31 protein-coding genes are annotated in these 26,290 nt (G+C 65.8%); 10 read left to right on the top strand and 21 right to left on the bottom strand.

Going from position 1 to position 26,290, the window contains the following annotated elements; translation table 11 throughout:
- Positions 1–33 precede the first annotated feature (33 nt).
- From V6U71_RS08555 to V6U71_RS08545, 3 genes are read right to left on the bottom strand one after another with little or no spacing between them, the layout of a single operon-like run.
- Positions 34–1,407, bottom strand: coding sequence for a sensor histidine kinase (locus V6U71_RS08555; protein WP_411341840.1), 1,374 nt, complete (start codon positions 1,405–1,407; stop codon positions 34–36).
- Positions 1,404–2,345, bottom strand: a complete 942-nt coding sequence (locus V6U71_RS08550; RefSeq protein ID WP_411341839.1) for a hypothetical protein — start codon at positions 2,343–2,345, stop codon at positions 1,404–1,406. Before V6U71_RS08550 ends, V6U71_RS08555 begins: the two co-directional genes overlap by 4 nt.
- A 60-nt stretch (positions 2,346–2,405) precedes the next feature.
- Positions 2,406–3,617 (bottom strand): hypothetical protein, encoded by a 1,212-nt coding sequence (locus tag V6U71_RS08545; protein WP_411341838.1) that lies wholly within the window; start codon positions 3,615–3,617, stop codon positions 2,406–2,408.
- Between the two features lie 371 nt (positions 3,618–3,988).
- On the opposite strand from V6U71_RS08545, the gene gyrA reads away from it, so the two are divergent.
- The gene (gyrA, locus tag V6U71_RS08540) at positions 3,989–6,703 is read left to right on the top strand and encodes a DNA gyrase subunit A (protein ID WP_411341837.1); all 2,715 of its coding nucleotides are present in this window, start codon (positions 3,989–3,991) and stop codon (positions 6,701–6,703) included.
- Positions 6,700–7,008, top strand: a complete 309-nt coding sequence (locus tag V6U71_RS08535; RefSeq protein WP_411341836.1) for a DUF952 domain-containing protein — start codon at positions 6,700–6,702, stop codon at positions 7,006–7,008. The genes gyrA and V6U71_RS08535 overlap by 4 nt, the downstream gene beginning before the upstream one ends.
- Before the next feature lie 15 nt (positions 7,009–7,023).
- Here the strand turns inward: V6U71_RS08535 and V6U71_RS08530 are convergent, their stop codons facing one another.
- The 3 genes from V6U71_RS08530 to V6U71_RS08520 all read right to left on the bottom strand — a co-directional run bounded on the left by V6U71_RS08530 (position 7,024) and on the right by V6U71_RS08520 (position 9,024).
- Positions 7,024–7,812, bottom strand: a complete 789-nt coding sequence (locus V6U71_RS08530; protein ID WP_411341835.1) for a hypothetical protein — start codon at positions 7,810–7,812, stop codon at positions 7,024–7,026.
- A gap of 120 nt (positions 7,813–7,932) precedes the next feature.
- Complete coding sequence (locus V6U71_RS08525; RefSeq protein WP_411341834.1) at positions 7,933–8,493, bottom strand: peroxiredoxin; 561 nt, start codon at positions 8,491–8,493, stop codon at positions 7,933–7,935.
- 147 nt (positions 8,494–8,640) lie between these two features.
- Positions 8,641–9,024, bottom strand: a complete 384-nt coding sequence (locus V6U71_RS08520) for a glycine zipper 2TM domain-containing protein (protein WP_411341833.1) — start codon at positions 9,022–9,024, stop codon at positions 8,641–8,643.
- 164 nt (positions 9,025–9,188) lie between these two features.
- Here V6U71_RS08520 and V6U71_RS08515 point away from each other — a divergent pair, with 164 nt between their 5' ends.
- Together V6U71_RS08515 and V6U71_RS08510 are read left to right on the top strand one after the other, a co-directional pair.
- Complete coding sequence (locus tag V6U71_RS08515) at positions 9,189–10,031, top strand: TauD/TfdA dioxygenase family protein (RefSeq protein ID WP_411341832.1); 843 nt, start codon at positions 9,189–9,191, stop codon at positions 10,029–10,031.
- A 50-nt stretch (positions 10,032–10,081) separates the two neighbouring features.
- Positions 10,082–10,543, top strand: a complete 462-nt coding sequence (locus V6U71_RS08510) for a host attachment family protein (protein WP_411341831.1) — start codon at positions 10,082–10,084, stop codon at positions 10,541–10,543.
- Here the strand turns inward: V6U71_RS08510 and V6U71_RS08505 are convergent, their stop codons facing one another.
- Positions 10,544–11,233, bottom strand: coding sequence for a lysoplasmalogenase family protein (locus V6U71_RS08505; RefSeq protein ID WP_411341830.1), 690 nt, complete (start codon positions 11,231–11,233; stop codon positions 10,544–10,546).
- 51 nt (positions 11,234–11,284) lie between these two features.
- Here V6U71_RS08505 and trmFO point away from each other — a divergent pair, with 51 nt between their 5' ends.
- On the top strand, positions 11,285–12,634 hold the full coding sequence (trmFO, locus tag V6U71_RS08500; RefSeq protein WP_411341829.1) for a methylenetetrahydrofolate--tRNA-(uracil(54)-C(5))-methyltransferase (FADH(2)-oxidizing) TrmFO: 1,350 nt from the start codon (positions 11,285–11,287) through the stop codon (positions 12,632–12,634).
- Here trmFO and V6U71_RS08495 read toward each other — a convergent pair.
- Entirely contained in the window at positions 12,631–13,098 is a 468-nt protein-coding gene (locus tag V6U71_RS08495; protein WP_411341828.1) for a hypothetical protein, read from the bottom strand. The genes trmFO and V6U71_RS08495 overlap by 4 nt on opposite strands.
- Positions 13,099–13,234: 136 nt before the next feature.
- On the opposite strand from V6U71_RS08495, the gene V6U71_RS08490 reads away from it, so the two are divergent.
- A complete protein-coding gene (locus V6U71_RS08490) occupies positions 13,235–14,140 on the top strand; it encodes a hydrogen peroxide-inducible genes activator (RefSeq protein ID WP_411341827.1) in 906 nt (301 codons plus the stop codon).
- Here the strand turns inward: V6U71_RS08490 and V6U71_RS08485 are convergent, their stop codons facing one another.
- The 3 genes from V6U71_RS08485 to pgsA are packed head-to-tail and all read right to left on the bottom strand — an operon-like array spanning position 14,141 to position 15,411.
- Positions 14,141–14,581: a molybdenum cofactor biosynthesis protein MoaE gene (locus tag V6U71_RS08485; RefSeq protein ID WP_411341826.1), complete on the bottom strand. Its 441-nt coding sequence runs from the start codon at positions 14,579–14,581 to the stop codon at positions 14,141–14,143.
- Complete coding sequence (gene moaD / locus V6U71_RS08480; protein ID WP_411341825.1) at positions 14,578–14,835, bottom strand: molybdopterin converting factor subunit 1; 258 nt, start codon at positions 14,833–14,835, stop codon at positions 14,578–14,580. The genes V6U71_RS08485 and moaD overlap by 4 nt, the downstream gene beginning before the upstream one ends.
- A 3-nt stretch (positions 14,836–14,838) precedes the next feature.
- Complete coding sequence (gene pgsA / locus V6U71_RS08475) at positions 14,839–15,411, bottom strand: CDP-diacylglycerol--glycerol-3-phosphate 3-phosphatidyltransferase (protein WP_411341824.1); 573 nt, start codon at positions 15,409–15,411, stop codon at positions 14,839–14,841.
- A 147-nt stretch (positions 15,412–15,558) separates the two neighbouring features.
- Here pgsA and V6U71_RS08470 point away from each other — a divergent pair, with 147 nt between their 5' ends.
- Complete coding sequence (locus tag V6U71_RS08470; RefSeq protein WP_411341823.1) at positions 15,559–16,830, top strand: MFS transporter; 1,272 nt, start codon at positions 15,559–15,561, stop codon at positions 16,828–16,830.
- 9 nt (positions 16,831–16,839) lie between these two features.
- On the opposite strand, the gene V6U71_RS08465 is transcribed toward V6U71_RS08470, so the two are convergent.
- From V6U71_RS08465 to nadC, 3 genes are all read right to left on the bottom strand, one after another.
- Entirely contained in the window at positions 16,840–17,064 is a 225-nt protein-coding gene (locus V6U71_RS08465) for a hypothetical protein (RefSeq protein ID WP_411341822.1), read from the bottom strand.
- 83 nt (positions 17,065–17,147) lie between these two features.
- Entirely contained in the window at positions 17,148–17,867 is a 720-nt protein-coding gene (locus V6U71_RS08460; protein ID WP_411341821.1) for a ribonuclease T2 family protein, read from the bottom strand.
- Positions 17,854–18,702 carry a carboxylating nicotinate-nucleotide diphosphorylase gene (nadC, locus tag V6U71_RS08455; RefSeq protein WP_411341820.1) on the bottom strand — a complete coding sequence of 283 codons (849 nt, stop codon included), beginning with the start codon at positions 18,700–18,702 and terminating at the stop codon, positions 17,854–17,856. Before nadC ends, V6U71_RS08460 begins: the two co-directional genes overlap by 14 nt.
- A gap of 97 nt (positions 18,703–18,799) precedes the next feature.
- Here nadC and V6U71_RS08450 point away from each other — a divergent pair, with 97 nt between their 5' ends.
- The gene (locus tag V6U71_RS08450) at positions 18,800–19,924 is read left to right on the top strand and encodes an NAD(P)H-dependent flavin oxidoreductase (protein ID WP_411341819.1); all 1,125 of its coding nucleotides are present in this window, start codon (positions 18,800–18,802) and stop codon (positions 19,922–19,924) included.
- A 35-nt stretch (positions 19,925–19,959) separates the two neighbouring features.
- Here the strand turns inward: V6U71_RS08450 and V6U71_RS08445 are convergent, their stop codons facing one another.
- Positions 19,960–20,409 carry a peptidylprolyl isomerase gene (locus V6U71_RS08445; protein WP_054587559.1) on the bottom strand — a complete coding sequence of 150 codons (450 nt, stop codon included), beginning with the start codon at positions 20,407–20,409 and terminating at the stop codon, positions 19,960–19,962.
- A 178-nt stretch (positions 20,410–20,587) separates the two neighbouring features.
- Between V6U71_RS08445 and mgtE the strand changes: the two genes are divergently transcribed.
- Together mgtE and V6U71_RS08435 are read left to right on the top strand one after the other, a co-directional pair.
- On the top strand, positions 20,588–22,045 hold the full coding sequence (gene mgtE / locus V6U71_RS08440) for a magnesium transporter (protein WP_411341818.1): 1,458 nt from the start codon (positions 20,588–20,590) through the stop codon (positions 22,043–22,045).
- A 262-nt stretch (positions 22,046–22,307) separates the two neighbouring features.
- Positions 22,308–22,403: an entericidin A/B family lipoprotein gene (locus V6U71_RS08435; protein ID WP_407696738.1), complete on the top strand. Its 96-nt coding sequence runs from the start codon at positions 22,308–22,310 to the stop codon at positions 22,401–22,403.
- Between the two features lie 21 nt (positions 22,404–22,424).
- On the opposite strand, the gene tatC is transcribed toward V6U71_RS08435, so the two are convergent.
- The 6 genes from tatC to nagZ are packed head-to-tail and all read right to left on the bottom strand — an operon-like array spanning position 22,425 to position 26,288.
- Positions 22,425–23,180 carry a twin-arginine translocase subunit TatC gene (gene tatC / locus V6U71_RS08430; RefSeq protein ID WP_411342327.1) on the bottom strand — a complete coding sequence of 252 codons (756 nt, stop codon included), beginning with the start codon at positions 23,178–23,180 and terminating at the stop codon, positions 22,425–22,427.
- A gap of 47 nt (positions 23,181–23,227) precedes the next feature.
- Positions 23,228–23,626 carry a Sec-independent protein translocase protein TatB gene (gene tatB, locus V6U71_RS08425; protein WP_411341817.1) on the bottom strand — a complete coding sequence of 133 codons (399 nt, stop codon included), beginning with the start codon at positions 23,624–23,626 and terminating at the stop codon, positions 23,228–23,230.
- 32 nt (positions 23,627–23,658) lie between these two features.
- Positions 23,659–23,892 (bottom strand): twin-arginine translocase TatA/TatE family subunit, encoded by a 234-nt coding sequence (locus tag V6U71_RS08420; protein ID WP_411341816.1) that lies wholly within the window; start codon positions 23,890–23,892, stop codon positions 23,659–23,661.
- A 25-nt stretch (positions 23,893–23,917) separates the two neighbouring features.
- Positions 23,918–24,517, bottom strand: coding sequence for an SMC-Scp complex subunit ScpB (gene scpB, locus V6U71_RS08415; protein WP_411341815.1), 600 nt, complete (start codon positions 24,515–24,517; stop codon positions 23,918–23,920).
- Positions 24,514–25,281, bottom strand: coding sequence for a segregation and condensation protein A (locus tag V6U71_RS08410; protein ID WP_411341814.1), 768 nt, complete (start codon positions 25,279–25,281; stop codon positions 24,514–24,516). The genes scpB and V6U71_RS08410 overlap by 4 nt, the downstream gene beginning before the upstream one ends.
- Positions 25,281–26,288: a beta-N-acetylhexosaminidase gene (gene nagZ / locus V6U71_RS08405; RefSeq protein WP_411341813.1), complete on the bottom strand. Its 1,008-nt coding sequence runs from the start codon at positions 26,286–26,288 to the stop codon at positions 25,281–25,283. Before nagZ ends, V6U71_RS08410 begins: the two co-directional genes overlap by 1 nt.
- Between the last annotated feature and the right edge of the window lie 2 nt (positions 26,289–26,290).

Here is a 26,290-nt window from a genome sequence, read left to right as displayed (position 1 = left end):
CGGCGGCGCAGGAAACTGTGCCGCCGTTTCGATTCAGGTGTCGCGCGCCGGCAGGCTCAGGGTGAAGCGCGCGCCCTGCCCCGGAGCGCTGTCGACCGTGAGTTCGCCGTCCATCGCCCGTGCAAGGCGGCGCGCGATATAGAGGCCGAGCCCCGAACCCCCGCTATCGGTCCGCCCCAGCCGCTCGAATTTCTCGAACACCACCGCCTGCTGGTCGGCGTCGATACCCTGCCCCTGATCTGCAACGGTCACCATCGCCCGGTCGCCCTCGCGGTCGACGCGAATCCATATCTGCGAATGATCGGGCGAATAGCGGATCGCATTTCCGAGCAGGTTCAAGAGCACTTGCAGGACGCGACGGAACTCGCCCGTCGCCGGCATCTTGTCATCGACGCGCGGCGCGTCGATGCGGATGCTCTTTTCCTCGGCCTTCATGCCGAGCAGCCCGACCGCGCGCCGCGCGAGGTCGCCAAGGTCGATTTCATCGGCGGCCGCCTTGAAACCCGGCCGTTCGATATTCTGGAGATCCGCAAGATCGTCGACCAGACCGAGCAAATGGCGCCCGGCATGCGCGATGTCGCCCGCGTAACGCGCATAATCGGCGCGGATCGGGCCGTCGAACTGGCCCGATATCGTCTCTGCGGTCGCGATGATCCGGCTGAGCGGCCCGCGCAACGCGCCATCGATCCGGCGTCCGAATTGCGGGTCCGACAAGGGCAGCGATCCGAAAGCCGGGTCCACCAGCGTCGCCGTTTGCGGCACTTCGGCCGCCGCCTCGGCGAGCTGCGCGACGCCGCGAAATCCCGTAAACCGCCCCGTCGCGTCGAACAGCGCATCGCCCGCCAGCGTCATCGCGATCCGCGAGGCGGGGCCATCGGCACGGACGCGCTGGGTATCGAAACGCGATTGCCGCGCGAGAGCGCGCAGGACGGGGAAATGGCCGTCATCGTCGGGCTGGAGTTCGAACAGTTCAGACAGCGAGCGTCCTTCCCACCCGGCAGGAACAGGCGGCGCGTGGATGCCGGCGCGCAGCGCGATCATCCGCAGTTGCTGGTCGCATTCCCACGCCCAGCCCTGCGGCGCGAGCGCGGTGTCGGCGATCGCCGGAGCCTGCGGCTGCGATACCGGACGCGTCCGCCAGTCGCTGATCTCGAGGCTGGCACCATCGGCATCGGGCACGATGCGAACGAGCGCATGGACGTCACTATGATCGTCTGCGGCATAAAGCGGGCGGCTGATATCGCGCTGCAGGCGCTGCGCGAGCGCGACCAGCCGCGCGAGGTGCGGCAGCGCCAGTGGCTTGTCGAGACCGGCGCCGGCGCGTTGCTGCAATCGCAGGAGCGGACCGTCGGCACTGACCAGCGCGCCCGAACGGTCGATCCGGCCGCGGACGACCCGCGCGCTCATGCGCCCCGCTCCGGCGGATAATCGTCCCCGGCTACGCCGCCGGCCACCGCGCGATCGGCCAGCATCGACAGCGATGCCTCGAGCGGCGCCAGCGCGGTGCGATCGACGCGCAGCGGAGCGAGTAACGACGGGAGGGCCGCCGCCTCCGCTGCGAGCAGCGCCAGCGCCATGTCGCCATAGGGGCGGCGATGCGCGGCCGCCGCAAGTGCGATGACCGTCGGCCAGTCGTGGCGCGCAATCGCGATCGTCACCGCTTCGGGCAGGCGCGCGGCGTCGGCCACCAGAATGTCGTGATAGGTGCGTGCGGCCTGATCGATCCCGGCTTCGTCGGCCTGTCGCGCAAGCGCGGCGCGTACCGCTTCGCCCAACCTCTCGGCGAGGCTGTCGGTCTTGCCCGTCTGTACGAGCCGCCAGGCCGCGATATCGAGGAGCAGCGCGCGAAAGAGGTCGGCGTCGAGATCGGCAATCGCAATGCCCGGATTTCCCAGCGCGTCGAAGCGGCGTCGGTCGGCGATCTGCAAGGCCAGAAAGGCCCCTTCGACGTCGGACAGCGGCGCGCCGGCAACGGGCAGCTCGGTCGCGCCGTCGGCGCCTTCGCTTTCGTCGTCCGCCATCGGCGGCGATCCTGCACGTTGCGCCGCCTGTTCGCGCCAGCGATGCTCCTCGGCCCGCGCGAAACACGCCACAGCAAAGCGATCCGCGCCGGGCAATCCGCTGCGCAGCCAGTCGTGCCACAGCGCGCCCTGATCGATCCCCGTGTCGAGCCGGGCGGCGGTGTCGGCCACCAGCCGGCGCGCAATCCCGAGCGACAGCGCGCGTTGTTCTTCGGTCAGGCGGCCCATCGCGGGCGCTGCGAGATATTGTGCAAGTTCGTGCAGGCGCGCCGACAAGGTCGGCGACGGCAGGTCGATGCCGGGCGAGGAGAATGAATCAACCATGCGCGCCCGCCAATAACAGTTTGGCGTTAATGCGCTCTAAACCTTGAACCACATTGTTTTTCAAGCATCCGGGCGTCGTGCAAGGCGCACCCACAGCAATATCTGGAGCAGCGCCAGCAACGGGAGGATCGCGAACATCAGCGGCGCAAAGCCGAAGAGCAACGCCGGCGCGAGCATGATCCACGCCTGATCGGCATCGGGAAGCAGCCAGTGAAAGCGCCGCCGCTCGCCCGAATCCTCGTAAAGCCAGCGCGCAAGCAGGATTGCGGCGGCAAGGCAGGGCGCCAGCGCCGCTTCCGAAAACAGCGGCATCTTGTGTCCGGGACCGGCAAGCGACAGCAGCCACGGGAAAATCGCGAGCAAGACCCACGCGAAGGTGCGGATCACCTCGCGCACCCGGTCCTGCGCCGCGCTTTCGGCGCGGAACGCCGACAGAAAACGCATCGCAGTAAGGCCAAAGCCGCCGAGGATCGCGACGAGCGCTCCGGCGGCGGCAAGGCCGCTCGCCGCGAGCAGCGCGACGATGACCCAGAGCAGTGCGGTGACATAGGGCAGGTATCGCGCCGTCGTCGGCGATTTGACGAGTAATGGCCCCGCGAGCCGGATCAGCGGCATCATGACCGCCGAGCGCCCCAGCCCCATGCCGCCATATTCGACCTGCTGCAGGCTCGACTGTTCGATCAGCGCTGCGGTCGGCCGGTCGACGACGATCGCGATCTCGCCCTGTTCGAACAGCGCTGGCTCGCAATAGAGCCGTCTCGCGCCCGCCTGCACCGCAAGGCGCAGCAGGGTGAGCATCATGTCCCATTCGCCGGGCATACTCGCCAGTTCGGCGACCATGGGCGGCGAGATGCAGGCCAGCCCGCCCCAGCGCCGCGTCGCATCGATCCGCTCGAACCCCTGCGTCAGCACCGTATCGCCGGTCACGAGGATCGCCGGCGAACCGGGACGCGCGATCGCTGCATAATGGGTGCCGCCCGCACGCAAACCGTCGGCGACGAGGATGATCCGGTCGTCATCCTCGACGAGCGCCATCAGGTCGGCGGCCGCACGCACCGGGGTGACCTTCATCCCGCGGCGGCGGATGCGATCGCATGTGGCGAGCAATTCGGCTGGCACCGCGCCGACCGCGACGGCGATATGCGTGACCCCGACATCGGCGAGGCGCGCCGCCTGCCGCTCGATCAACGTCTCGCCAGCAACGGTGACGAGCGCGCGCAATCCGCCGTCGGGCAGCATTTCACCGGCGCCGACGAGCGCGATCAGGGTCACCGGCGCCCCCCAGGCAGGCAATAGATCATCGCGCGGAAGCTTTAGGGGCGGAGGCGCGATTGGCAAGCCCGCAGCGGCCGTTCTTTCGTCCCCTCGTCGCCCCGGCATAGGCCGGGATCCCGCCGGTGCGCAGAGAGCCGGGGTCGAGATCCCGGCCTCTGCCGGGATGACGGATGGAATGGACGCCATGACGTCAATCCAACGCACAGAAAACACAGCGTTTTCGGACCTCGCGCATGCGAAGCGCAGAAGACAAAAAATCTGGCCGGAATCGCCCGAATCGCTGGCCTTTCGCACCCCCATGGGCTAGGCAAAAAGCATCTCCCGATAAGCAGAAAAAAGGCCGGGTCTTGACCGAAGAAAATACGCCTATGCAACCGTCCGACGACGGCGTTTCGCCGATCAATATCGTCGACGAAATGAAGACTTCATACCTCGATTACGCGATGAGCGTGATCGTCAGCCGCGCGCTGCCCGACGTGCGCGACGGGCTGAAGCCGGTGCACCGCCGCATCCTCTACGCGGCGCAGGAAGGCGGCTTCGTTCCGGGCCGTCCGTACAAGAAATCGGCCAAGATCGTCGGCGACGTGATGGGTAACTATCACCCGCATGGCGACAGCGCGATCTACGACGCACTCGCACGCATGACGCAGGACTGGTCGCTGCGCGTTCCGCTCATCGACGGTCAGGGCAATTTCGGCTCGATGGACCCCGATCCGCCGGCCTCGATGCGATATACCGAAGCGCGGCTCGCGAAGACCGCGATGGTGCTGCTGAACGACCTCGACAAGGACACCGTCGACTTCCAGCCCAACTATGACGCGAGCCGCGACGAGCCGACCGTACTCCCGGCGCGTTTCCCGAACCTGCTCGTCAACGGTGCGGGCGGCATCGCGGTCGGCATGGCGACCAACATCCCGCCGCACAATTTGGGCGAAGTGATCGACGCGACGCTCGCAATGATCGACCGCCAGCTAGCGGGCGGCACCGACATCACGCTCGAGGAGCTGATGGCGATCGTCCCCGGTCCCGACTTCCCGACCGGCGCGATGATGCTCGGCCAGGGCGGCGCGCGCAACGCTTACGCCACCGGCCGCGGCTCTATCATGATGCGCTCGACGCACATCATCGAGGAAGGTAGGAACGACCGCCAGTCGATTGTTCTGACGTCGATTCCCTTCCAGGTCGGCAAGTCGGGCCTGGTCGAGAAGATCGCCGAGGCGGCGCGCGACAAGCGCATCGAGGGTGTCGCCGACATCCGCGACGAATCGAACCGCGAGGGCGTCCGCGTCGTCATCGAATTGAAACGCGACGCCACCGCCGAGGTCGTGCTCAACCAGCTCTGGCGCCATACCCCGGCGCAGTCGAGCTTCCCCGCCAACATGCTCGCGATCCGCGGCGGCCGCCCCGAAATGCTCGGGCTGAAGGATATTCTTTCGGCCTTCATCACTTTCCGCGAGGAAGTGATCACCCGCCGCTGCAAGTTCGAACTCGCGAAAGCGCGCGACCGCGCACATATCTTGCTCGGTCTCGTCGTCGCGGTCAGCAATCTCGACGAAGTCGTCCGCATCATCCGTGGATCGAACTCGCCCGCGGCGGCCCGCGAAGCGCTGCTCGCACGCGAATGGCCGATCGGCGAAATCGCCCCCTACATCCGCCTCGTCGAGGCGATCGAGGGCGAGATGGAGGAAAGCGCGACCTATCGCCTGTCCGAAGTGCAGGTGAAGGCAATCCTCGACCTCCGCCTCCACCGCCTCACCGCGCTTGGCCGCGATGAAATTGGTAAGGAACTCGGTGAGTTGGCGACCGAGATTGAGGAACTGCTTTCGATCCTCGCCGACCGCGTCAAACTCTATGGCGTGATGCGCGAAGAGCTGGTCGCGGTGCGCGACGAATTTGCAACGCCGCGCAAGACGCTCGTCGCCCCCGCCGCCGACGGCATCGATGACGAGGATCTGATCGAACGCGAGGAGATGGTCGTCACCGTTACCCTCGACGGCTATATCAAACGCACCCCGCTCGAAACCTTCCGTGCCCAGCGCCGCGGCGGCAAGGGCCGCGCCGGCATGGCGACCAAGGACGAGGATGTGGTCACCAACCTGTTCGTCACCTCGACGCACACGCCGGTGCTGTTCTTCTCGACCGCGGGCAAGGTCTATCGCATGAAGGTGTGGCGCCTGCCCGAAGGCGGGCCCGCGACGCGCGGCCGCCCGATGATCAACCTGCTGCCGCTCGCGCAGGGCGAAACCATCTCGACCGTGCTCCCGCTACCCGAGGACGAGGCAGAATGGGGCAAGCTGCACGTCATGTTTGCAACCGCAAAGGGCAATGTGCGTCGTAACAGCATGGACGCCTTCACCAACGTGCCCTCGAACGGCAAGATCGCGATGAAGTTCGAGGGCGAGGACGAGGACGACCGGCTGATCGGCGTCGCTTTGCTCGACGAAAGCGACGATGTCCTGCTCGCGACGCGACAGGGCAAGGCGATCCGCTTCGCAGGCGACGATGTCCGCGAGTTCCAGAGCCGCAATTCGACCGGTGTGCGCGGCATGCGCCTCGCCGACGGCGACGAGGTGATCTCGCTCTCGATCCTCCACAAGGTCGGCACGACAAGCGACGAGCGAGAAGCCTATCTCCGCGCCGCGCCGTGGAAGGATAATGAGAACGAACCGACGCTGCCCGCCGACCGCATGGAAGAGCTCGCCGCCCGCGAGGAGTTCATCCTTACCGTCTGCGCCAACGGCTATGGCAAGCTGTCGTCGGCCTATGAATATCGCCGCACCGGCCGCGGCGGTCAGGGGATCACCAACATCGACAATATCGGCCGCAACGGCCCGGTCGTCGCCAGTTTCCCGGCCACCAAGGAACATCAGCTGATGCTGGTGACCGATCAGGCGAAGCTGATCCGCATGGGGCTCGATTCGATGCGCGTCATCGGCCGTGGCAGCGCGGGCGTGCGCCTGTTCGATGTCGCCAAGGACGAACATGTCGTCTCGGCGGCGCTCATCGAGGAAGGCGACGAGGAGGAAGGCGAAGCCGCCGAAACCGCGGCCGAAGCCTCCGAAGCGGAAGCATCGCCCGAATGACCGCCGCAACGGCCTTCAAGGTGCTGACCCAGCAGCAATGGGCCGATTTCGAACGCGAGCGCGTGTTCCGCGGCGCCCCGGTGGATATCGCCGACGGCTATATCCACCTGTCGACCGCGGAGCAGCTCGAAGCCACCATCGCGAAGCATTTCGCGGGGCAAAGCTGCCTGATGATCGCCGAGGTGGATTTGATCCAGCTCGGCGACGCGGTCCGCTGGGAAGAAGCGCGCGGCGGCGAGCTATTCCCGCACATCTATGCGGAGTTGCCGATCCACGCCGTGGTGAGCTTGCAAAAGCGCGACTGAGCGCCGCGTTTTTTTTCAGCCGCCGCCCGATCGCCGTCCGACGCCATAGTCGATCCGGATCCGTACCCAGGCACCCACCATCGATTGCCCGCCGACGCGCGGCGGCCGGACCCTGAACTGCCACGCCGCGGCGAGCACCGCGCGCGTGATCTGCGATCCGTTCGGATATTCGTCGAGACCGACGCAATCTTCGACGCGGTAATCGGGCGCTGTCCGGCACGCGATCAGCCCCCAGCCCGGCCCGCTGGCGGTCGACAGATAGCCCCGTAATTCGCCATCGCTCGGTTCGCGATACCAGGCCGCAGCGTAGAGGGCCTCGCCGTTGGGCGCTGTTCCCACCCGTTCGCTATCGCGATAGGCGGACGAGCCGCCGGTGTTCGGCGGACCGACCGGCCCGTCTCGCATCCGAACGCCGATCGTGGACTTCGTCTGGGGAGGCTGCGGCTGGGCTGGTGCGGGCGCCGACGGCGGCGCCTCGGGTGCGGCGACGGGCGGGGGCGGCAGAGGCATCGACGGCGCGGCCGCGGGCGTAGGCTGCGGCGACGATGCGGGTTTTTCGCTCTGTTCCTGCTTCGGGCTGGCGGGTTCGCTGCTTTGCTCCGCAATCTCGCTGGCCTCGAGGCTCACTACGCTCACGGACGCCTGTTTTTCCATGGGCAGCGTCACCGCGCCGAAGGTCAGCAACAGCAGCAGGAGGAGCGCGGGAATCATCACCGCGAGACTCAGCGAAAGCGCGCGGCGGCCCGCCCCGATGCCGAGCGGTTCGACGTAGTAAGGGTTGGGAACAGGGCTCAGATGAAGCAATCTTTGGTGAGGAAATCCGCCGGTCGATATGTCCCGGGCGCCATGCGCGCGGGATAGAGATGCGCCAGGTCTTTGACAAGCACGGGGGCGCCCCGGCCCGCCGTCATGTTCATATCCGGACTAGCGCCGCCTCGCGTTCCACGCGCGGACCGCCGCCATCGTCTTTTCGACATGCGCCTGCGGCTTGCTGTCGGTGTAGCTCAGCAGGATCGTGCCGTTCGGCGCGATCACATAGGAGGTCCGGTTGGAGAGCGTCGTCTTGTCGGGGGCCTGCATGGTCGCGTCATATTTCGCCGCAACCTTGGCGCCCGGATCGGCAGCGACTGCGAACTTGTCGCGGCATTCCGACCGCGAAAATTCGGCGACGCGGTGAATATTGCCCGCCGTCACCCCGATGACGCGCGCGCCGAGCTGATTGAACTGGCTGTTCGCCTCGGCAAACAGATGCGCCTCGACCGTGCAGCCGGGCGTGAAGGCGGCCGGAAAGAAATAGAGCACGACCGGCCCGCCCCGCAGCGTCTGCTTCAGCGAAAGGCTGAATTCCTTGCCGGCCTGCGCCGCGTTGAGTGTGAAGTCCGGCGCCTTCGCTCCTTGCTGGAGCGCCGCAATACCTTGCACGGGGATGGCCGCGACGGACAGGCCCAGACCAACCGTCATCGCAAATTTCATCAGCATCTTCATCAGCGGCCTCCTCGCGCGGCGGAATCGCTTCCGCCCGACACCCCACTCTACCGCCATATTCGCCGGCCGCAATCGGGCCGGTATCGGCTGGCGCCGCGCGCGGCCTCGCAAGACGCGCGGCACGGACGCCATCCGACTATCGCCCGGTCAGCAGCGGCGGCCGCCGCGATCGATCTCGCGGCCGATCAGCGCGCCGGCGGCCCCGCCGATGATCGTGCCCGGCAGGCGGTCGCCATAACGGTCGACCTCGCGGCCGAGCAGCGCGCCCGCTGCACCGCCGACGATCAGGCCGGTCGTGCCGCTGCCGCGACGGCAGTTATAGTAGCGGCGGTCGCGATTGTGGCTGCGCCGGTAGTCGCGGCGATAATCACGCCGATAGTCGCGCCGGTAATCGCGATAACGGTCGTTGCCGCGGTCGCTGTAATAGCTGTGCCTATGGTGGCGGTCGCGCGCATCGGCTTCGGCGGGCAGCGCGGCAAGCGCGCTGGCACCGATCAGCGCCGTCAACGCCAGTCTCTTGAACAGGAACATGTGTCTTCTCCGTGTTGGTCCCCGTCGATCAAATTAGGTCGGCAAAGATGGCGCGTGGCTGAATTGATCATGCCCGCGGACGCCGGACGCATCGGCTCGACCAGCTTTCGGGGCGGTCTATCGCGCCGATTGACCTTGCGCGCCGAGCGGCGCAGCATCGCGCCATGACGATCAGCATCACCCCCAGCGGCCAGGCGTGCGGCGCCCGTGTGACCGGCATCGACCTCACCCGGCCACTCACCCCTGAAACCGTCGCCGCGATCCGGACGGCATGGCTCGAGCACCATGTCCTGGCGTTTCCCGACCAGAAGATGAACGACGACGATCTCGAACGCTTCACCGGTTATTTCGGCGGCTTCGGGGACGATCCCTTCATCCGCCCGATCCCGGGCCGCGCGCATATCATCGCGGTGAAACGCAAGGCCGACGAGACCGCACCGCTGTTCGCCGAAAACTGGCACAGCGACTGGAGCTTTCAGGCGCGACCGCCGGCGGGCACCTGCCTGTTCGGGATCACCATTCCTCCGGTCGGCGGCAACACCGAATTTGCCAATCAGCACGCGGCGCTCGACGCGATGCCCGCGGACCTCCGCGCCCGCGTCGAGCGATTGCAAGCCATTCACAGCGCCCGCGCCGGCTATGCGCCGCAGGGCATGTACGGCGCCAATGACAAGAATCGCAGCATGGACATCCACTCCGGCGACGAAGCGCTCGAAACACAGCTCCATCCGTTCGTCCGCGACCATCCCGAAACGGGCCGCAAGGGGCTGTTCGGCTGCGCGGGCTATATCATCGGCTTCGACGGGCTCGACGATACCGAGGCGCTGCCTTTGCTCTATGAGCTTATTCAATGGCAGGGACGCGAGGAATTTCGCTACAGCCACATATGGGAACCCGACATGCTCATCATGTGGGACAATCGGTCGGTCCTGCACCGCGCGACCGGCGGCTACGACGGCTATGACCGCCTGCTCCACCGGACGACGATCGCTGCTTGGGACGGGTAGGGAAACTTCGCAGCGAACCCGCGCGTTGCTCCGATAGAAGGAGCACGATCATGACCCTCCCCAATAACACCCTCGTCCTCGTCGCCGACGGCCGCAAGGCGCTGTTTCTGCGCAATGACGGCGACGAGCAGCAGATCGACCTGCGCACCGCGTCGCACCGGACCCGCGAGGACCGCAAGGATAGCGACATCAAGACCGACGCCGCAGGCCAGTCCCCCGCTCCGGCAGGTACCGGTCTGCCCGGCGGCACGATGGGCGAAACCGATTTCCACCAGCAGGAGGAAGATCGTTTCGCGCGCGAACTTGCCGACAAGGTGAATGCGATGGCACTCGCCGGCGAATTCGACGATCTGGTCGTGATCGCGCCCGCGCGCACGATGGGCGAGCTTCGCCCGCTGTGGCACAAGGAAGTCAGCGCCCGGCTGGCAGGCGAGCATGTCAAGGAAATGACCGACCGGCCGATCCCCGATATCGAAGCTCTGCTCGTCGGCGAAGCCGCGCCGCCGTCGTGATCAGGCGCGCGCTTCCTTGGCGAGCGTGCTGACGACACCCCATGCGATCAGCGCCTGCCCCGCAAAATAGAGCGGCCAGACGAGCCACAACGTGACGGATTTGGGCAATACCCCGCCCTCACCCGCGAAGATGAACAGGTCGCTCGCAAGGAACAGCATCGCCCCGATGCCGGTGCGATAGCGTGGGAAGCGGCTTGCCCATGCCGCGGCGGCCATTGCGGCGACGAACAGCGAATAGACCGCAGCGTGCCACCAGCCCGGCGCCGGACTCAGCATCGCCCAGACGATTACGAGCGTCGCCGGCATCGTCAGCCAGCCAAGCAGGCGCTGCGACGGCGTCGTCTGCGCGCGCCGGTTAGCAAGATACAGGATAATGGCAATCACATGGCCCGCGGCGAACGCTGCGGCACCCGCGATCAGCCCCTTCGCGTCGAGCAGAAAATCGCCGAGCGCCCCGAAACCGAGCACCGCCGCTATCAGCCAGCCATTTCTTTCGCGCGCATTGGCCGCCGCCCAGAGTGCGAGGAACGCGACGCCCGTCGTCTTCCACGCCCAGATCGCGGGGCCGTCGAGCCGCTGGAACACGGCAACGAAAAAACTGATCCCGCCGGCCAAAGCCAGCCACCACAGCCACCGCGCCCGATCCCAACCTTGTTCGCCGCCCATCGCCCGCCCCTTTGCATCTTGCACCTAACCCGCCTAGTGCGCGGCGGACGAACCGCAAGTCAACGATTAGGATCAATGGTGGCGCACGACATTCATATCATCGGCGGCGGCCTCGCGGGGTCCGAAGCCGCCTGGCAGCTCGCCGAGGCAGGCTATCGCGTGCGCCTCTCCGAAATGCGCGGGGGCGGCGACATGACCCCGGCGCATCAGGGCGACACGCTCGCCGAAATGGTGTGCTCGAACAGCTTTCGCAGCGACGACGGCGACAGCAACGCGGTCGGCCTGCTTCACCGCGAGATGCGCACGCTCGGTTCGATCATCATGCGCGAGGCCGACGCCACGAAAGTTCCCGCGGGTTCGGCGCTCGCGGTCGACCGCGACCTTTTCTCGGGCGGCGTCACCAATGCGCTCGCAAATCACCCGAACATCACCATCGTCCGCGAACGCATCGACACGCTGCCGTCGGAAGGCATGACGATCGTCGCGACCGGCCCGCTTACCGCGGCGGGCCTCGCCTCCAGCATCGGCGAAGCCACCGGCAAGGACGCTCTCGCCTTCTTCGACGCCATCGCGCCCATCGTTTACCGCGACAGCATCGACATGGACGTCGCGTGGATGGCGAGCCGCTGGGACAAGGTCGGGCCGATCGGCGACGGCAAGGATTATATCAACTGCCCGATGGACAAGGAGCAATATCACGCCTTCGTCCAGGGACTCGTCGACGGCGACAAGACCGAATTCAAGGAGTGGGAAAAGGACACGCCTTACTTCGAGGGCTGCATGCCGATCGAGGTGATGGCTGAGCGCGGCCCCGAAACGCTGCGCTTCGGCCCGATGAAGGGCGTCGGGCTCGACAATCCGCGTACCGGGCGCTGGCCCTATGCGGTCGTCCAGCTCCGGCAGGATAATGCACTGGGCACGCTGTGGAACATGGTCGGTTTCCAGACCAAGCTGAAACATGCCGCACAGGTAGAACTGTTCCGCACCATCCCCGGCCTCGAAAAGGCCGAATTTGCGCGGCTCGGCGGGTTGCATCGCAACAGCTTCATCCGTTCGCCCGAACTGCTCGACCAGCAGCTTCGTCTGAAATCGGCACCGCATATCCGCTTTGCGGGGCAGATCACCGGCTGCGAGGGCTATGTCGAAAGCGCCGCCATCGGCCTTGTCGCCGCTCGCTTCGCGATCGCGGAGCTCGGCGGCCGCACCCTGCCTCCGCCGCCGCCCGAAACGGCGCTGGGCGCGCTACTCGGCCATATCACCGGTGGTGCCGATGCCGCGAGCTACCAGCCGATGAACGTCAATTTCGGCCTGTTTCCGCCGCTCGCCGAGGATGTCCGTAAGAAGGACCGCAAGCTCGGCTACACGCAGCGCGCGGGGACGGCGTTGGCAGAGTGGTTAAAACTGGCCGAGGGCGTCGCCGCCTAGCAGCTACATTTCGGCTTCGCCGCCGCTTTGGGCGCCGTCGTCGCAAACTCCACCCGCGTCAGGTCGCCCGACCGGTCGCCGTCGGCCCTGGCGAAACGCTCGCCCGTCGCTGACGCCCATTCCTCGAAGGTCAGCAGATTGTTGCCGTCCTTGTCGAGCTTGCGAAAGGCGGCGGTGCGCGTCGACATCATCTCGACCCGGCTGACCCGGTCGTTGCGGTCGCGGTCGTAGCGGTTGAAGCGACGCTCCTCGCGCGACGCCTCTTTCGCGGCGGGCAACGCCGGCGGCGCGGGACCGCGCTTCGGTGCATTCGCCCCCGCAAGGGGGATGGCGGGCAGCGCCGGCGGCGGTTCGGGCAGCACCTCTTCCTCGGCAATCTGGCTATAGCCCTTCCACATGAACAGCCCGCCGGTGAGCAACAAGGCACTCGCCACGCCGCCGATCAGAAATCGGGAAATCGCCATCCGCCCCTCCGCACCCATCGATCGGGCTAATTATCATGCCGCGACAGCCAGCCGCAATAAACGCCACCATTTTGGCCGCGAATTTTTAATCGATAAAGCTGTTCAAGATCAGGCCATCCATAGCTATACTCGATCAATGCAAAACTACCTGCCCTCGCTCAAGCAGATGCAATATCTCGTCGCGTTGCACGAACACGGGCATTTCGGGCGTGCGGCGGATGCGTGCAATGTGACGCAATCGACGCTGTCGGCGGGAATTCGCGAACTCGAAACGCTGCTCGGCCAGACGCTGGTCGAACGCACGCGCCGCGTCGTCCGCTTCACCATGCTCGGCAATGCGATCGTCGAAAAGGCGCACCGCGTGCTGCGCGAAGCCGAAGAGCTCGCCGATATGGCAGCGGCCGCCGCCGCGCCGCTGGTCGGCGAACTCCGGATGAGCGTCATCCCGACGATCGCGCCCTTCCTGCTTCCGGGCTTGTTGCCGCGGCTGCGCAAGGAGCGTCCGTCGCTCAAGCTGTTCCTCCGCGAGGAGCCGAGCGCACAGGCCTGCGAATCGCTACATCATGGCGCGGTCGACTGCGTGCTCCTCGCGCTTCCCTATGCTTGCGGCGACGTCGAGGCGGAAAATCTGTTCGACGACGCGCTGTTCGTCGCCTTCCCCGGCGACCAGAGCGAGGACCTGCCCGCGATGGTCAGCGCCGACCAGATCGACCCCGCGCAAATGCTGATGCTCGAGGACGGGCACTGCCTGAAGGATCATGCGCTCGCCGCGTGCAACCGGCCCGAACTGCGCGCCGGCGCCCGGATGATGGGGACGTCGCTCCACACGCTGGTGCAGATGGTCGACAACGGGCTCGGCATCACGATGCTGCCGCAAATGGCGATCGAGGCCGGCATTCTCGACCATACCGACATCGACACCCGCCCCCTTGCCTCCGATCACGACTGGCGGACGATCGCGCTGGTGTGGCGCAAGGGCAGCCCGCGCGCCGACGAATTCCGGATGCTCGCCGACATTTTTCGCAAGCATAAGGCGAACTGATCAGTCCCAGCGCTCCGCGCGCGTGTGATCGCCCTCGCGCTGCTCGACCCATTGCACGCGGCCGTCGGCAAAGCTTTCACGCTTCCACAGCATGACGTCGGTCTTCAGACGGTCGATCAGAAATTCGCAGGCCGCCAGCGCCTCGCCGCGATGCGGGCTGCTGGCGAGGACGAGGACGATCGTGTCGCCGGGTGCCATCGCGCCGACGCGGTGGATCAGGGTGAGCGCGCCCAGTTTCCAGCGCGCCGCGGCTTCGGTCGCAAGCTCCTCGAGCCCGGTCGCGGTGAGCACCGGATGATGTTCGAGGAAAAGTTCGGTCAATCCGCCGTCGCCGCGCACCCGGCCGATAAAGCTCGCGCTCGCGCCGTGCCCGCCCGCATCATGCGCGGCGAGTTCGGCGGCGACATAAATCGCCGCGGGGCCGACCTCGACGCGGATCATCCGCCGGTCACCGGTGGAAACAGCGCAATCTCGCGCGCATCGCCGAGCGGAGCGGCCGCGCCGACCATCGCCCCGCCGAGCGCGGCGCGAATCCGTCCGGGTTCGGCAAAGGCGCGGGCACCGCGTTCGTCGCGCGCCGCGAGCCAGCCGACGAGATCGCCGACCGTGGCGGCTCCCGCGGGCAGCACGATCTCTTCCTCGGCAACCCCCATCCGTTCGCGTACCCAGGCGAAATAGCTGACCGTCAGCGTCATCGGTCAATCCATATGCTTGAGGCCGACGCGCAGATAATCCCAGCCGGTGATCAGCGTCAGCACCGCGGCGCCCCACAGCGAGGCGAGCCCGACCAGCTTGATCCACGCCATCGCGGGCAAGGCGCCCGCGAGGATCAGCGCGCCGAACGCCACGAGCTGGAAGGTCGTCTTCCATTTCGCAAGCTGGGTCACCGGCATCGAGACCTGCAACGTCGCGAGAAACTCGCGCAGCCCCGACACGATGATCTCGCGCAGCAGGATCATCAGCGCGGCGATGACGTGATAGCCCGCGATATCGCGCGTGAAGACGAGGAGCAGGATGACCGCCGCGATCATGATCTTGTCGGCGATCGGATCGAGAAAAGCCCCCAGCCGCGATACGATGCCGCGTGAGCGTGCAACATAGCCGTCAAAATAATCGGTCACGCCCATCAGGCAGTAGAGGCCGAAAGCGAAGGCATAGTCGATCGGCTTCGGCTGGTGCGATCCTTCGATCACGCCCGGCCACAGCAGGAAGAGCAGGATGGGAACCGCCAGGATCCGCGACAAGGTCAGAAGATTGGGAAGGCTGAGCATGACCCCTGATTCCCGCCAGCGAGGCGAACTGTTTCCAAAATGGCCTTTGACCGCGACAGCCCTACCCGATAAGCCCCCGGGGTCACAACCGCTTTGCCCCATGGGTGACACGGTATCGGATAGTTGGTTTACAAGATTGGGTTTTCAATGACCGGTTCCTTCGCGCTGATGAAGCAACGCCGGTTCCTGCCCCTTTTCGCTACCCAATTCCTCAACGCCTTCAACGACAATTTCTACAAGATGGCGATGGTGATCCTCGTCACCTTCACGATCTACAAGGATCCGGAGACCGAGGCGTGGTTCAACGCGCTGGCGGGCGGGCTGTTTATCTTGCCCTTCTTCCTCTTTTCGGCACTCGCGGGCCAGCTTGCGGACAGCACCGACAAGACGAAGATGATCCGCCTCATCAAAACGGCCGAAATCTTCATCATGATCGTCGGCGGCATCGGCATCTGGTTCCATATCGTGCCCGTCATGCTGCTCGCGCTCTTCGCGATGGGCATGCACTCGACCTTCTTCGGCCCGATCAAATATGCGATCCTGCCGCAGCATCTGCACGAGGACGAGGTGCTCGCGGGCACCGGCTGGGTCGAGGCTGGGACCTATATCGCGATTCTCGGCGGCAGCATCGTCGGCGGGCTCACACCGCCGCATTTTGCCATCCCTGGCATCATCCTCGTCGCCATCGTCGGCCGCCTGACCGCCAGCTATGTTCCGGCAGCCCCGCCCGAAAAGGAAGCCGAGGGACTGGTCATCGACCATAATGTCTTTCGTTCGTCATGGCAGATCGTCAATTCGACGATGCACATTCCGCGGCTGTTCCTCGCCATCGTGTCGATCAGCTTCTTCTGGGCGATCGGGGCGATTCTGGCGGCGCAATTCCCGCCGCTGGTCAAAAATGCGCTCGGCGGCGACAACACCGTCGCGACACTGTTCACCGCGATCTTCTCGGTCGGCGTCGCGATCGGGTCGATCATCGTCAACCGGCTGCTCAAGGGGCATGTCTCGGCGCGCTATTCGCCGGGCTCGGTGATCGTCATGGCGCTGTTCGTGCTCGACCTCTGGTGGTCGGTCACCCATTGGGTCCACGCCGACAACACGCTGATGAACTGGCGCGAATTCCTGTCGCTGGCTGCGGGCGACCGCATCATCCTCGACCTGCTCGGCATCGCGATCGCCGGCGGGATGTTCGTCGTACCCCTCTATGCCTTCCTCACCACGACCGTATCGAAATCGCAAACCGCGCGCACCGTCGCCGCGAACAATATCGTCAATTCGGGCTTCATGGTCGCGGCGACATTACTGCTCAGCGTCCTGATCGGCGCGGGGCTGACGATCGGCGATACGCTGTTGATGGTCGCGGCCATGTGCCTCGTGTCGGCATGGCTCGCGTGGAAGCTCCACAAGGCCTGCGATTGAGCGCTGCCGTCAGAGCAGGAACATCATCGTCGCGGTAAAGAAGATCGCGAAACTCTCCAGAAACAGGCGCAGGTCGCCGCGCGTCCAGATCGCTTGCGGGGTGCGCTGCACCGCCAGCGCCCGACGCAGTTCGCCCTTCCAGTCGTCGGGCGCGCCGAGGCGCGCAATGGAGAGCTGCCGCGCGCCGTGCGCGCGAACGAGACCCCGAATATCGATGCGATCGTCGCTGTCCATGCCGGTACGCTAGGACAGCGTTAACGATTGGGTAAGGTTAAAAAAGGGTTAACGCGCGCGGCGTTCCATCGCGGGACAAAGTTTCAGCGCGGCAGCGGCCGCACCCGCACCGCGCGCTGGTCGCGGGCGCCGGTCTGGAAGCCTTTGCACCGCTGCGGTCGCATCCGCGGCCCGAGGCACAGGCGCACTTCCTTGAGCCAGCCCTTGTCGTCGACCGCCACCGCGATCATCGATTCGGAAACCCCCTTGTTGGCCGCCGCAAAGGCGCGGCGGATGCTCCCCGCCGTCTGCGGTTTCGTCGCCAGCGCCGGCATGTCGGGAAAGCGCACCGCGCTGAACAATATTTCGGCCGAGCGGAAATAGGCGGCGGGGTGCGGGCTCATGCAGGTGCCGTGCTTCGCCCATTCATGCTGGAGCAGCTGCGCCGACGGCGTCATGCACAGGTGGCGGCGCAGCACCGGCTGCGGCACGATCTTCGCCGGACGGCACCATTGCGGATAGCCCGGATTCGCCGCCTCGGGCCACAGGCCATGGAGCACCCAGCCGAAGCGACCATTCTCGCCCGCGCACTGGAAGCGGTCGCGCGCATCCTTGGGATTCCGCACGGTCGCGCAATGCTGCGGCGACCAGCTCATACTCAGCAGATATCCGGCGACCGGCGGCTTGCGCGCCGGCTCGCTGCGCTTGGGCTGTTCCAGCCTCGGAACCGGGATGCGATCGGGAATCCGGCACGCCAATGCCTGCGCGTTGGCGGCGGTGGGCGCGAGAAGCAGCGCTAGCGCAGCGACCTCAGGCCAGCGCAAAATCGAGCCCGATGTCGGCCGCAGGCGCCGACTGCGTCAGGCGGCCGACCGAGACATAGGTCACCCCGGTCTCCGCGATCGCGCGGATCGTGTCGAGCCGCACCCCGCCCGACGCCTCGGTCGGTACCCGGCCGGCGACGAGCGCCACCGATTCGCGAAGCGCGGCAAGGTCCATATTGTCGAGCAGCAGATGCGTCGCCCCGGCACCGAGCGCCGGTTCGATCTGGTCGACGCGGTCGACCTCGACGATGATGTTCGCGATCCCGGCCGCGGCCGCGCGGCGCACCGCCTCTTCGACCGATCCCGCGACCGCGACATGATTGTCCTTGATCATCGCGGCGTCCCACAGGCCCATACGATGGTTGGTCGCCCCGCCCATGCGCGTCGCATATTTTTCGAGGATACGAAGCCCGGGAATCGTCTTGCGCGTGTCGAGCAGGATGGCGCCGGTGCCGGCGATCGCATCGACATATTCGCGCGTCATCGTCGCGATCCCCGACAGATGCTGGACGGTGTTGAGCGCCGACCGCTCCGCGGTCAACATCGCCCGCGCATTGCCCGACAGGCGGATGAGGTCGGTGCCCGATTGGACCTCTGCCCCTTCTTCGACGAGGATCCGGATATCCATGTCGGGCGCCAGCGCGCGAAAGAAGCGCTCGGCGATCGGCAGGCCTGCGACGGTGATCGCGTCGCGGCTGTCCATCACGCCGTCGAAACACGCATCGGCGGGGATCGTCGCCATCGAGGTGATATCGCCCCCCGCGCCGAGATCCTCGGCCAGAGTGGCACGGACGAAGGCATCGAGGTCGAAGTCGGGGAGCGTGAAATCGGTCATGGCCCCCGCGTTAAACGCTGGCTCGCGCAAATCAACTTGACGTTTACGTCAACTGACGCTGACATGGGTGCAAATAGAGAGATATGGAGAGGTCCCTATGCAATCCCCCATCTGCGCCATGCTCAACATCGAGTTTCCGCTGCTCGCCTTCTCGCACTGCCGCGACGTCGTCGTCGCGGTGTCGAAGGCCGGCGGCATGGGCGTGTTCGGCGCCGCGTCGCTGCCGCCCGAACGGCTCGAGGAAGAGCTGGCGTGGATCGACGACCATATCGGCGGGCGCCCCTATGGCGTCGACCTGATCGTCCCCAACAGCTTCGCCGGCAAGGGCGAGGAAAAAGGTGCCCTGCCGCCGATTCCCGATGCGCATAAGGCCTTCGTCGCCGACCTCCTCGAAAAGCACGGTGTCGAGGGCGACAGCCTTAGCGGCGTCAGTTCCAGCCTCGGCGACAATATGAGCGACGCCGGGGCCGCGGCATTGCTTGAGGTCGCGTTCCGCCATCCGATCAAGCTGATCGCCAACGCGCTCGGCGTGCCGCCGCCGCTGATGCTCGAACTCGGCAAGCGGCACAATGTCCCGGTCGCGGCGCTCGTCGGCACGCGCGACCATGCGCTGACGCAGGTGCGCGCCGGCGTCGACATCCTCGTCGTCGCGGGCGGCGAGGCCGGCGGCCATTGCGGCGAGGTCGCGACGATGGTGCTGGTGCCCGAGGTGGCTGCCGCCGTCGCGGCGGTCGGCGCCGACACGCCGATTCTCGCCGCGGGCGGCATCGTCACCGGGCGCCAGATGGCGGCGGCGATGGCAATGGGCGCGCATGGCGCCTGGACCGGTTCGGTGTGGCTGACCACCGCCGAGGCCGAGACCAACCCCATAGTTAAGGAAAAGATGCTCGCCGCCTCGTCGCGCGACACGGTGCGCTCGAAAAGCCGCACCGGCAAACCCTCGCGCCAGCTTCGTTCGCCATGGACCGACGCTTGGGAGGCAGAGGGCGCGCCTAAACCGCTGCCGATGCCGCTCCAGTCGCTGGTCAGCGAACCGGCGTTGCGGAAGGTCGATAAATTGTCCGAGGGCGGCCACGAAGGTGCCAAGGCACTCGCCACCTATTGGGTCGGCCAGGGCGTCGGCCTGATGAACGAGGCGATGGGGGCCGGGCAGGTCGTGCAGGAGTTCAAAGAAGACTGGATCGCCGCCTGCGAACGGCTCAACGGCTTTATCGGCGACTAGCCAAAAAAATCCCCGCCAAAGCGGGGATTTTCCATTCAGCCAACCGTCGCCTTGACGATCTTGCCGGGCTCGCGCGGCGGCTCGCCTTTGGGCAGCGCGTCGACATTTTCCATGCCTTCGGTCACTTCGCCCCAGACGGTGTACTGATTGTCGAGGAAGCGTGCGTCCTCGAAGCAGATGAAGAACTGGCTGTTCGCGCTGTTCGGGTTCTGCGCGCGCGCCATCGAGCAGACGCCGCGGACATGCGGTTCGCTGCTGAATTCCTGCGGCAGGTCGGGAAGCTTGCTGCCGCCCATGCCGGTGCCGGTGGGATCGCCGCCCTGCGCCATGAAGCCGGGGATCACGCGATGAAAGACGACATCGTCGTAAAAGCCTTCGCTGGCGAGCTGGGTGATGCGCTCGACATGCTTGGGCGCCAGGTCGGGACGCAGGCGGATGACAACATCGCCGGTCGACAGCGACAGGGTGAGGGTCTGATCGGACATGAAATGCTCCTGTGGAAGGGGAGTTGACGTTGGCCGTGCCATAGCGGGCGATAGCGGCAATGCCACGCATTAATTGCCGCGTCCGCCGCGCACGACATTGCGTTATCGAGGCGGCGAGCCTAGGGGAAGGCACGGCCCGCCGGGCGCTTTGCCGGCACAAGACAGGGAGGACCGCGCGATGGACAAACGCGAAGATTCCCTGCCCCCCGAAGACATGCTGGTTACCGACGATCGCGAACTAGACCGCGATTCCGCGGCGCGCGAACCCGAAACCGAACTCGACGAGGACGACCGGCTGAAGCCCGAATTCGTCCGCGACGTCATCGAGCTAGCCGAGGCCGGCGAAGGCGAAGCGGCGCGCGAGCGTATCGGCCGCCTGCACCCCGCCGACATCGCCGACCTCTTCGAACTCGCGCGCGCCGACGAGCGCCCGATGCTCGCCGCAGTGCTCGGCGACATGCTGTCCGCCGATGTGCTGGCGGAAATGAACGATTATGTGCGCGAAGAGCTGATCGATCTTCTCGCGCCGGAGCAAGTGGCCGAACTGGCGTCCGAACTCGATACCGACGACGCGGTCGCGATCATCGAGGATATGGAGGCCGACGAGCAGCAGGCGGTGCTCGAGGCGATGGAGCCCGAGGATCGCGCCGCGATCGAGGATGCCCTCTCCTTCCCCGAGGAATCGGCGGGCCGCCTGATGCAGCGCGACCTGGTCGCGGTGCCCGAACATGTCACCGTCGGCGACGTCATCGACCGGCTGCGCGAAGACACCGATCTGACCAGCGATTTCTGGGAAATCTTTGTCGTCGACCCGATGCACAGGCCGGTCGGCACCTGCCAGCTCAGCTGGATCCTGCGCACCCCGCGCGATATCGCGATCAGCGACGTGATGAAGCGCGAACAGACGCTGATCCCGATCGACATGGATCAGGAAGAGGTCGCGCTGCGCTTCCAGAAATATGCGCTGATCTCGGCGGCGGTGGTCGACCGGGCGGGCCGGCTCGTCGGGATGATCACCGTCGACGACGTCGTCCACATCATCCAGGAAGAGGCCGGCGAGGATATCCTGCGCCTGTCGGGCGCCGGCGACGGCGACATCAACGAACCGATCCGCGAAACCTACAGCGCGCGCGTACGCTGGCTGGTCGCCAATCTCGGCACCGCGCTCGTCGCCTCGACGATCGTCGGGCTGTTCGGTGGCGCGATCGAACATATGGTCGCGCTGGCGGCGCTGATGCCGATCGTCGCGGGGGTCGGCGGCAATGCCGGCACCCAGACGCTCGCGGTGACCGTGCGCGCGCTGGCGATGAACCAGCTTACCGACTCGAATAGCTGGCGCGCGGTGTTCCGCGAGATGAAAATCGCGCTGCTCAACGGCGGGACGATCGCGCTGATCGCGGGCACCGCGACCGGGCTGTGGTTCGGCAATCCGATGCTCGGCGGGGTGATCGCGGCGGCGATGATCGTGAACATCTTCGTCGCCGGGGTTGCCGGAGTCGCCATCCCGCTGCTCCTCGACCGGCTCGATCAGGATCCCGCCGTCGCGAGTTCGATCTTCGTCACCATGACGACCGATTCCATGGGCTTTCTGGCCTTCCTCGGCCTCGCCGTGCTCAGCGGGCTCACCACTCTCTGAGATCCAAACCATTGGAATCCAAGCGATTCAAAAGATTCACGAAAAAAAGTGCATCGGCCGCATTTTTTTCGGGAACTTATTCGCCGATTTGCTCGTTTCCCATTCGAGCAGCGATCATCGCCCCCCCGCAGCGCTGCTCAGCAACATTGGCCCGGCCCGCATTCCCTCCCCCCCCCTCGAAGCGTGCCGGGCCATTTTGCACTCTGGAACAAAAATAAGGTGAGGAACGATGACGAGTTTTCGCGCAATCATCCTGGCATTGATGGCAAGCTTTCTGGTCGCTGGCTGCAATACCGTTAAGGGAGCTGGCCGCGATATCGAGTCGGTCGGTCAGGCTGGCAGCGACGCCATCCATTGACCGGGTTCTGACCCGCTTACCCTAAACCTCTTCGAGAGGTTCGACAGGCGCCGCTTCGGCGCCTGTTTTGCGTCGGCGCTGGGTGAACCAGATCGCGAACAGCGACAGCTCGTACAGGAACACCAGCGGCACCGCGAGCAGGAGCTGGCTCAAAATATCGGGCGGCGTGAACACCGCGGCGATCGCGAAGGCCGCGACGATCATGTAGCGCCGCGCCGAAACGAGCTGCTCGCGCGTCACCAGCCCCGACCGCTCGATCAGCATCAGCAGGATCGGCAGCAGGAAGGCGATGCCGAACGCCATGATGAACTGCATGATGAAGCTCAGATAATTGCCGACCGACGGCAGCGCTTCCTGCGTGATCCCGCCGACATTGCCCTGATAGCCAAGCAGGAATTTGAGCGCGATCGGGACGGTGATGAAATAGGCGAAGCTCGCGCCGATCGCGAACAGCACCGGCGTCGCCAGAATGAACGGGAGCAACGCCTTCTTTTCCTGCCGGTAAAGCCCCGGCGCGATGAATTTCCAAAGCTGGTTCGCGATCACCGGAAAGGCGATCATCATCGCGGCGAACAGCGCCACCTTGATCTCGACGAAAAAGGCCTCGAACAACTGGGTATAGATGAGCTTGCCCTGCCCGGCGCGGACGAGCGGCTGAACCAGAATGCCAAAGATCGGCTTGGCGAAATAAAGGCAGACGCCAAAGGCGAGGCCGATGGCGAGCAAGGATTTCAGCAGCCGCGAGCGCAGTTCGATCAGATGATCGAGCAGCGGCATCTTGCCGCCGGCGCCATCCTCATCGGCGGTGACGGGCGTCTCGACGGTCACGGCAGCGGCCCGTCCTTGGGCGGAACGGCATGCGTCTCGGCGGGTTCGGCGGTTTCCGGCTTCTTCGCCGCGGCCGCCTGATCGGCGTCGCCTGCGGTTTCATCCGCAGGTGCCGGCTTCGTCGCTGCGGTCGCCGGCTCGGGGCTGTTGACGTCGACGCGCGGAAATTCGCGCATGATCGCTTCATTCTGCTCGCGCCACTGCTTTTCGAGTTCTTCGAGCTCGGCTTCGCGCATCATCGTATCGAGCCCGGACCGGAAATGGCGCGCCATTCCGCGCGCCTTTCCCATCCATTTGCCGACAAAGCGCATCGCCTTGGGCAAGTCCTTGGGACCGATGACGACCAAGGCCACCACCACGACGAGCAGCAACTCGGTGGGCGCAACATCGAACATCGCTTACTAATTCCCCCGCAGGCGGACGGCGATCAGAGCTTGTCGTGCTCGTTGGTCGGCGTCGACATCGGGGTCGTATCGGGCGCACGCTGGCCCTCGATATGCTTTGGCGGTACGGGCGCGTCGTCGTCGTCGGTCATGCCCTTCTTGAAGCTTTTGATGCCCTTGGCGACATCGCCCATCATGTCCGAAAAACGGCCCTTGCCGAACAGCAGCAGGACAAGAATCCCGACTACCAGCCAGTGCCAGATGCTGAAGCTACCCATCTTAATTTCTCCTCAGGCCGCCCATCTAGGCGTCTTCGCCGTCTTTTACTAGGTCCAGCTCTCCTATCGCTTCCTCGAAAGCGAGGTCGACCGGGTCGAGCAGACCCGCCGCACGCAAATCCTCGATTCCCGGCAGGTCCTTGCGGCTGGTGAGGCCGAAATGTTGCAGGAAAGCGTCGGTCGTCTTGTAGATCAGCGGCCGCCCCGGCACCTCGCGCCGTCCCGCGGGCGCGATCCATTCGGCCTCCATCAGCACGTCGAGCGTGCCTTTCGACGTCTGGACGCCGCGGATCGCCTCGATCTCCGCGCGACTCACGGGTTCGTGATAGGCGACGATCGCCAGCACTTCCGACGCGGCGCGCGACAGTTTCCGTGGATCGTCGCGTTCGCGGCGGAGCAGATGCGCCAGATCGGCAGGGGTCTGGAAATGCCAGTGTCCGCCGCGCTCGACCAGTTCGATCCCGCTGCCGGCATGGCGCGCGGCGATGGTCTGGATGATCGCCCGAATCTCGCCCGGCGTCTTTTCGTCGCCCAGCCGTCCCGCGACCTGCCGCGCGTCGAGCGGTTCGTCGCTGGCGAACAGCATCGCTTCTATCGCGCGTTCGAGATCGTCGATCGGATTCATGCGGATGCGGCCTTCAGATAAAGCGGTTCGAACGCGCCGTCCTGCCTGAGGTCGATGCGGCCCTGCCGCGCGAGTTCGAGTGCAGCCACGAAACTCGACGCAATTGCCGAGCGGCGCAAGGGTCCCCGATAATCGGGCGGCAGGAAATCGGAAAGTTCGGCCCAGTCGAGCTTTACCCCGATCAACCGCTGGAGATGGTGGAGCGCGGCGTCGAGTGTGACCACCGGCCGCCGCGCGACCATATGGACGACGGGTTCGGTGCGCAGCTTGACCTGACCATAGGCGGACAGGAGATCATAGAGGCTGGCGTCCCAACGGCGGAGCTTCACATCGTGGAGCCCCTCGGGCTTCGGACGCAGGAAAACATCGCGGCCGACCCGGTCGCGCGCCAGCAGCCGCGCCGCCGCCTCGCGCATCGCGGCGAGCCGCTGGAGCCGAAGCTGCAAGCGCAGCGCGAGTTCGTCGGGCGACGGGTCTTCGGCCGGATCCTTGGGCAGCAGCAGGGCGGATTTCAGATAGGCGAGCCATGCCGCCATCACCAGATAATCGGCGGCAACCTCCAGCTTCGCGCGCATTTCCGCGATGAAGGCCAGATATTGCTCGACCAGCGCGAGGATCGAAATCTGCCGGAGGTCGACCTTCTGGCTGCGCGCCAGCGTCAGCAGGAGGTCGAGCGGACCTTCCCAGCTATCAAGACTGAGCTGCAGCGCATCGTCGCGCTCCGCCGTCGGTGCCACTTCGAAGTCGAGCGGCAGTTCTTCCATCAGGCGACGGCCAGCAAGGCGTCGCGCTGATCGACCAGCGTCGCGAACTGGCGCGGATCATGCGCTCCGGCGATGCGGTCCATCGCGCCTTCGAGGCGCGCGAGCGATATCATGCTGATCGGGTCGAGCGCCTTGGCGATGCCGATCATATCGTCCATCTTGCCCCAGCAATTGAGCGCGATGTCGCATCCCGCCGCAATCGCGTCGGCAGCGCGCGACGGCACGTCGCCCGACAACGCCTTCATGTCGAGATCGTCGGTCATCAGCAGGCCATGGAATCCGATGCGCTGGCGGATCACGCTGTCGATGACCAGCGGCGACAATGTCGCGGGGCGATCCGGGTCCCATGCTTCGAATACGACATGGCAGGTCATCGCCATCGCCGCATCACGCAGCGCCGCAAAGGGCGCAAGGTCGGTCTGCAGGTCGCGGTCGAGCGCCGAAACGACGGGCAGTGCCTCGTGCGAATCGGCCATCGCGCGGCCATGCCCCGGAATATGTTTGACGATACCGACCACGCCGCCGGCCTGCAGGCCGCTGAGGATGGCGCGGCCGAGCGCCGCGACGCGCATCGGCTCGCTGCCGAGCGCGCGGTCGCCGATGACGTCGCTCGCGCCCGGCTGGCGCACATCGAGGAGCGGCAGGCAATCGACGGTGATACCGACCTCGGCGAGCATCACTGCAAGGGCCATGGCATTGAGCCGCGCCGCCTCGATCGCGCTCGCAGGGGCGCGCTCGTACAGCGCGTCGAACGCGGCGCCGCTCGGGAAATCGGGCCATTCGGGCGATTTCATCCGCGCGACGCGCCCGCCTTCCTGGTCGATCAGGATCGGCAGGTTGCTGCGCCCGTCGAGCGACCGAAGATCGTCGGTCAACCGCCGCAATTGTTCGCGATTTTCGATATTGCGCCCGAACAGGATGTAGCCTGCGGGGTCGCTGTCGCGGAAAAAGGCGCGTTCGTTATCGGTCAGGGTCAGGCCAGACAGGCCAAAGATCGCCGGTATCATCG

The sequence above is a fragment of the Sphingopyxis sp. J-6 genome (assembly GCF_046603995.1).
Classification (GTDB): domain Bacteria; phylum Pseudomonadota; class Alphaproteobacteria; order Sphingomonadales; family Sphingomonadaceae; genus Sphingopyxis.
Note: the sequence above shows the minus strand (reverse complement) of the source record. Positions and strands in the feature narration are given on the sequence as shown.

Excerpts from the sequence above, each read along its gene's own strand:
- V6U71_RS08555 (WP_411341840.1), bottom strand. The coding sequence starts at position 1,407 with ATGAGCGCGCGGGTCGTCCGCGGCCGGATCGACCGTTCGGGCGCGCTG.
- V6U71_RS08550 (WP_411341839.1), bottom strand. The coding sequence starts at position 2,345 with ATGGTTGATTCATTCTCCTCGCCCGGCATCGACCTGCCGTCGCCGACC.
- gyrA (WP_411341837.1), top strand. The coding sequence starts at position 3,989 with ATGCAACCGTCCGACGACGGCGTTTCGCCGATCAATATCGTCGACGAA.
- V6U71_RS08535 (WP_411341836.1), top strand. The coding sequence starts at position 6,700 with ATGACCGCCGCAACGGCCTTCAAGGTGCTGACCCAGCAGCAATGGGCC.
- V6U71_RS08525 (WP_411341834.1), bottom strand. The coding sequence starts at position 8,493 with ATGAAGATGCTGATGAAATTTGCGATGACGGTTGGTCTGGGCCTGTCC.
- V6U71_RS08520 (WP_411341833.1), bottom strand. The coding sequence starts at position 9,024 with ATGTTCCTGTTCAAGAGACTGGCGTTGACGGCGCTGATCGGTGCCAGC.
- V6U71_RS08515 (WP_411341832.1), top strand. The coding sequence starts at position 9,189 with ATGACGATCAGCATCACCCCCAGCGGCCAGGCGTGCGGCGCCCGTGTG.
- V6U71_RS08510 (WP_411341831.1), top strand. The coding sequence starts at position 10,082 with ATGACCCTCCCCAATAACACCCTCGTCCTCGTCGCCGACGGCCGCAAG.
- trmFO (WP_411341829.1), top strand. The coding sequence starts at position 11,285 with ATGGTGGCGCACGACATTCATATCATCGGCGGCGGCCTCGCGGGGTCC.
- V6U71_RS08495 (WP_411341828.1), bottom strand. The coding sequence starts at position 13,098 with ATGGCGATTTCCCGATTTCTGATCGGCGGCGTGGCGAGTGCCTTGTTG.
- V6U71_RS08490 (WP_411341827.1), top strand. The coding sequence starts at position 13,235 with ATGCAAAACTACCTGCCCTCGCTCAAGCAGATGCAATATCTCGTCGCG.
- V6U71_RS08485 (WP_411341826.1), bottom strand. The coding sequence starts at position 14,581 with ATGATCCGCGTCGAGGTCGGCCCCGCGGCGATTTATGTCGCCGCCGAA.
- moaD (WP_411341825.1), bottom strand. The coding sequence starts at position 14,835 with ATGACGCTGACGGTCAGCTATTTCGCCTGGGTACGCGAACGGATGGGG.
- pgsA (WP_411341824.1), bottom strand. The coding sequence starts at position 15,411 with ATGCTCAGCCTTCCCAATCTTCTGACCTTGTCGCGGATCCTGGCGGTT.
- V6U71_RS08470 (WP_411341823.1), top strand. The coding sequence starts at position 15,559 with ATGACCGGTTCCTTCGCGCTGATGAAGCAACGCCGGTTCCTGCCCCTT.
- V6U71_RS08465 (WP_411341822.1), bottom strand. The coding sequence starts at position 17,064 with ATGGACAGCGACGATCGCATCGATATTCGGGGTCTCGTTCGCGCGCAC.
- nadC (WP_411341820.1), bottom strand. The coding sequence starts at position 18,702 with ATGACCGATTTCACGCTCCCCGACTTCGACCTCGATGCCTTCGTCCGT.
- V6U71_RS08450 (WP_411341819.1), top strand. The coding sequence starts at position 18,800 with ATGCAATCCCCCATCTGCGCCATGCTCAACATCGAGTTTCCGCTGCTC.
- V6U71_RS08445 (WP_054587559.1), bottom strand. The coding sequence starts at position 20,409 with ATGTCCGATCAGACCCTCACCCTGTCGCTGTCGACCGGCGATGTTGTC.
- mgtE (WP_411341818.1), top strand. The coding sequence starts at position 20,588 with ATGGACAAACGCGAAGATTCCCTGCCCCCCGAAGACATGCTGGTTACC.
- V6U71_RS08435 (WP_407696738.1), top strand. The coding sequence starts at position 22,308 with ATGGCAAGCTTTCTGGTCGCTGGCTGCAATACCGTTAAGGGAGCTGGC.
- tatC (WP_411342327.1), bottom strand. The coding sequence starts at position 23,180 with ATGCCGCTGCTCGATCATCTGATCGAACTGCGCTCGCGGCTGCTGAAA.
- tatB (WP_411341817.1), bottom strand. The coding sequence starts at position 23,626 with ATGTTCGATGTTGCGCCCACCGAGTTGCTGCTCGTCGTGGTGGTGGCC.
- V6U71_RS08420 (WP_411341816.1), bottom strand. The coding sequence starts at position 23,892 with ATGGGTAGCTTCAGCATCTGGCACTGGCTGGTAGTCGGGATTCTTGTC.
- scpB (WP_411341815.1), bottom strand. The coding sequence starts at position 24,517 with ATGAATCCGATCGACGATCTCGAACGCGCGATAGAAGCGATGCTGTTC.
- V6U71_RS08410 (WP_411341814.1), bottom strand. The coding sequence starts at position 25,281 with ATGGAAGAACTGCCGCTCGACTTCGAAGTGGCACCGACGGCGGAGCGC.
- nagZ (WP_411341813.1), bottom strand. The coding sequence starts at position 26,288 with ATGATACCGGCGATCTTTGGCCTGTCTGGCCTGACCCTGACCGATAAC.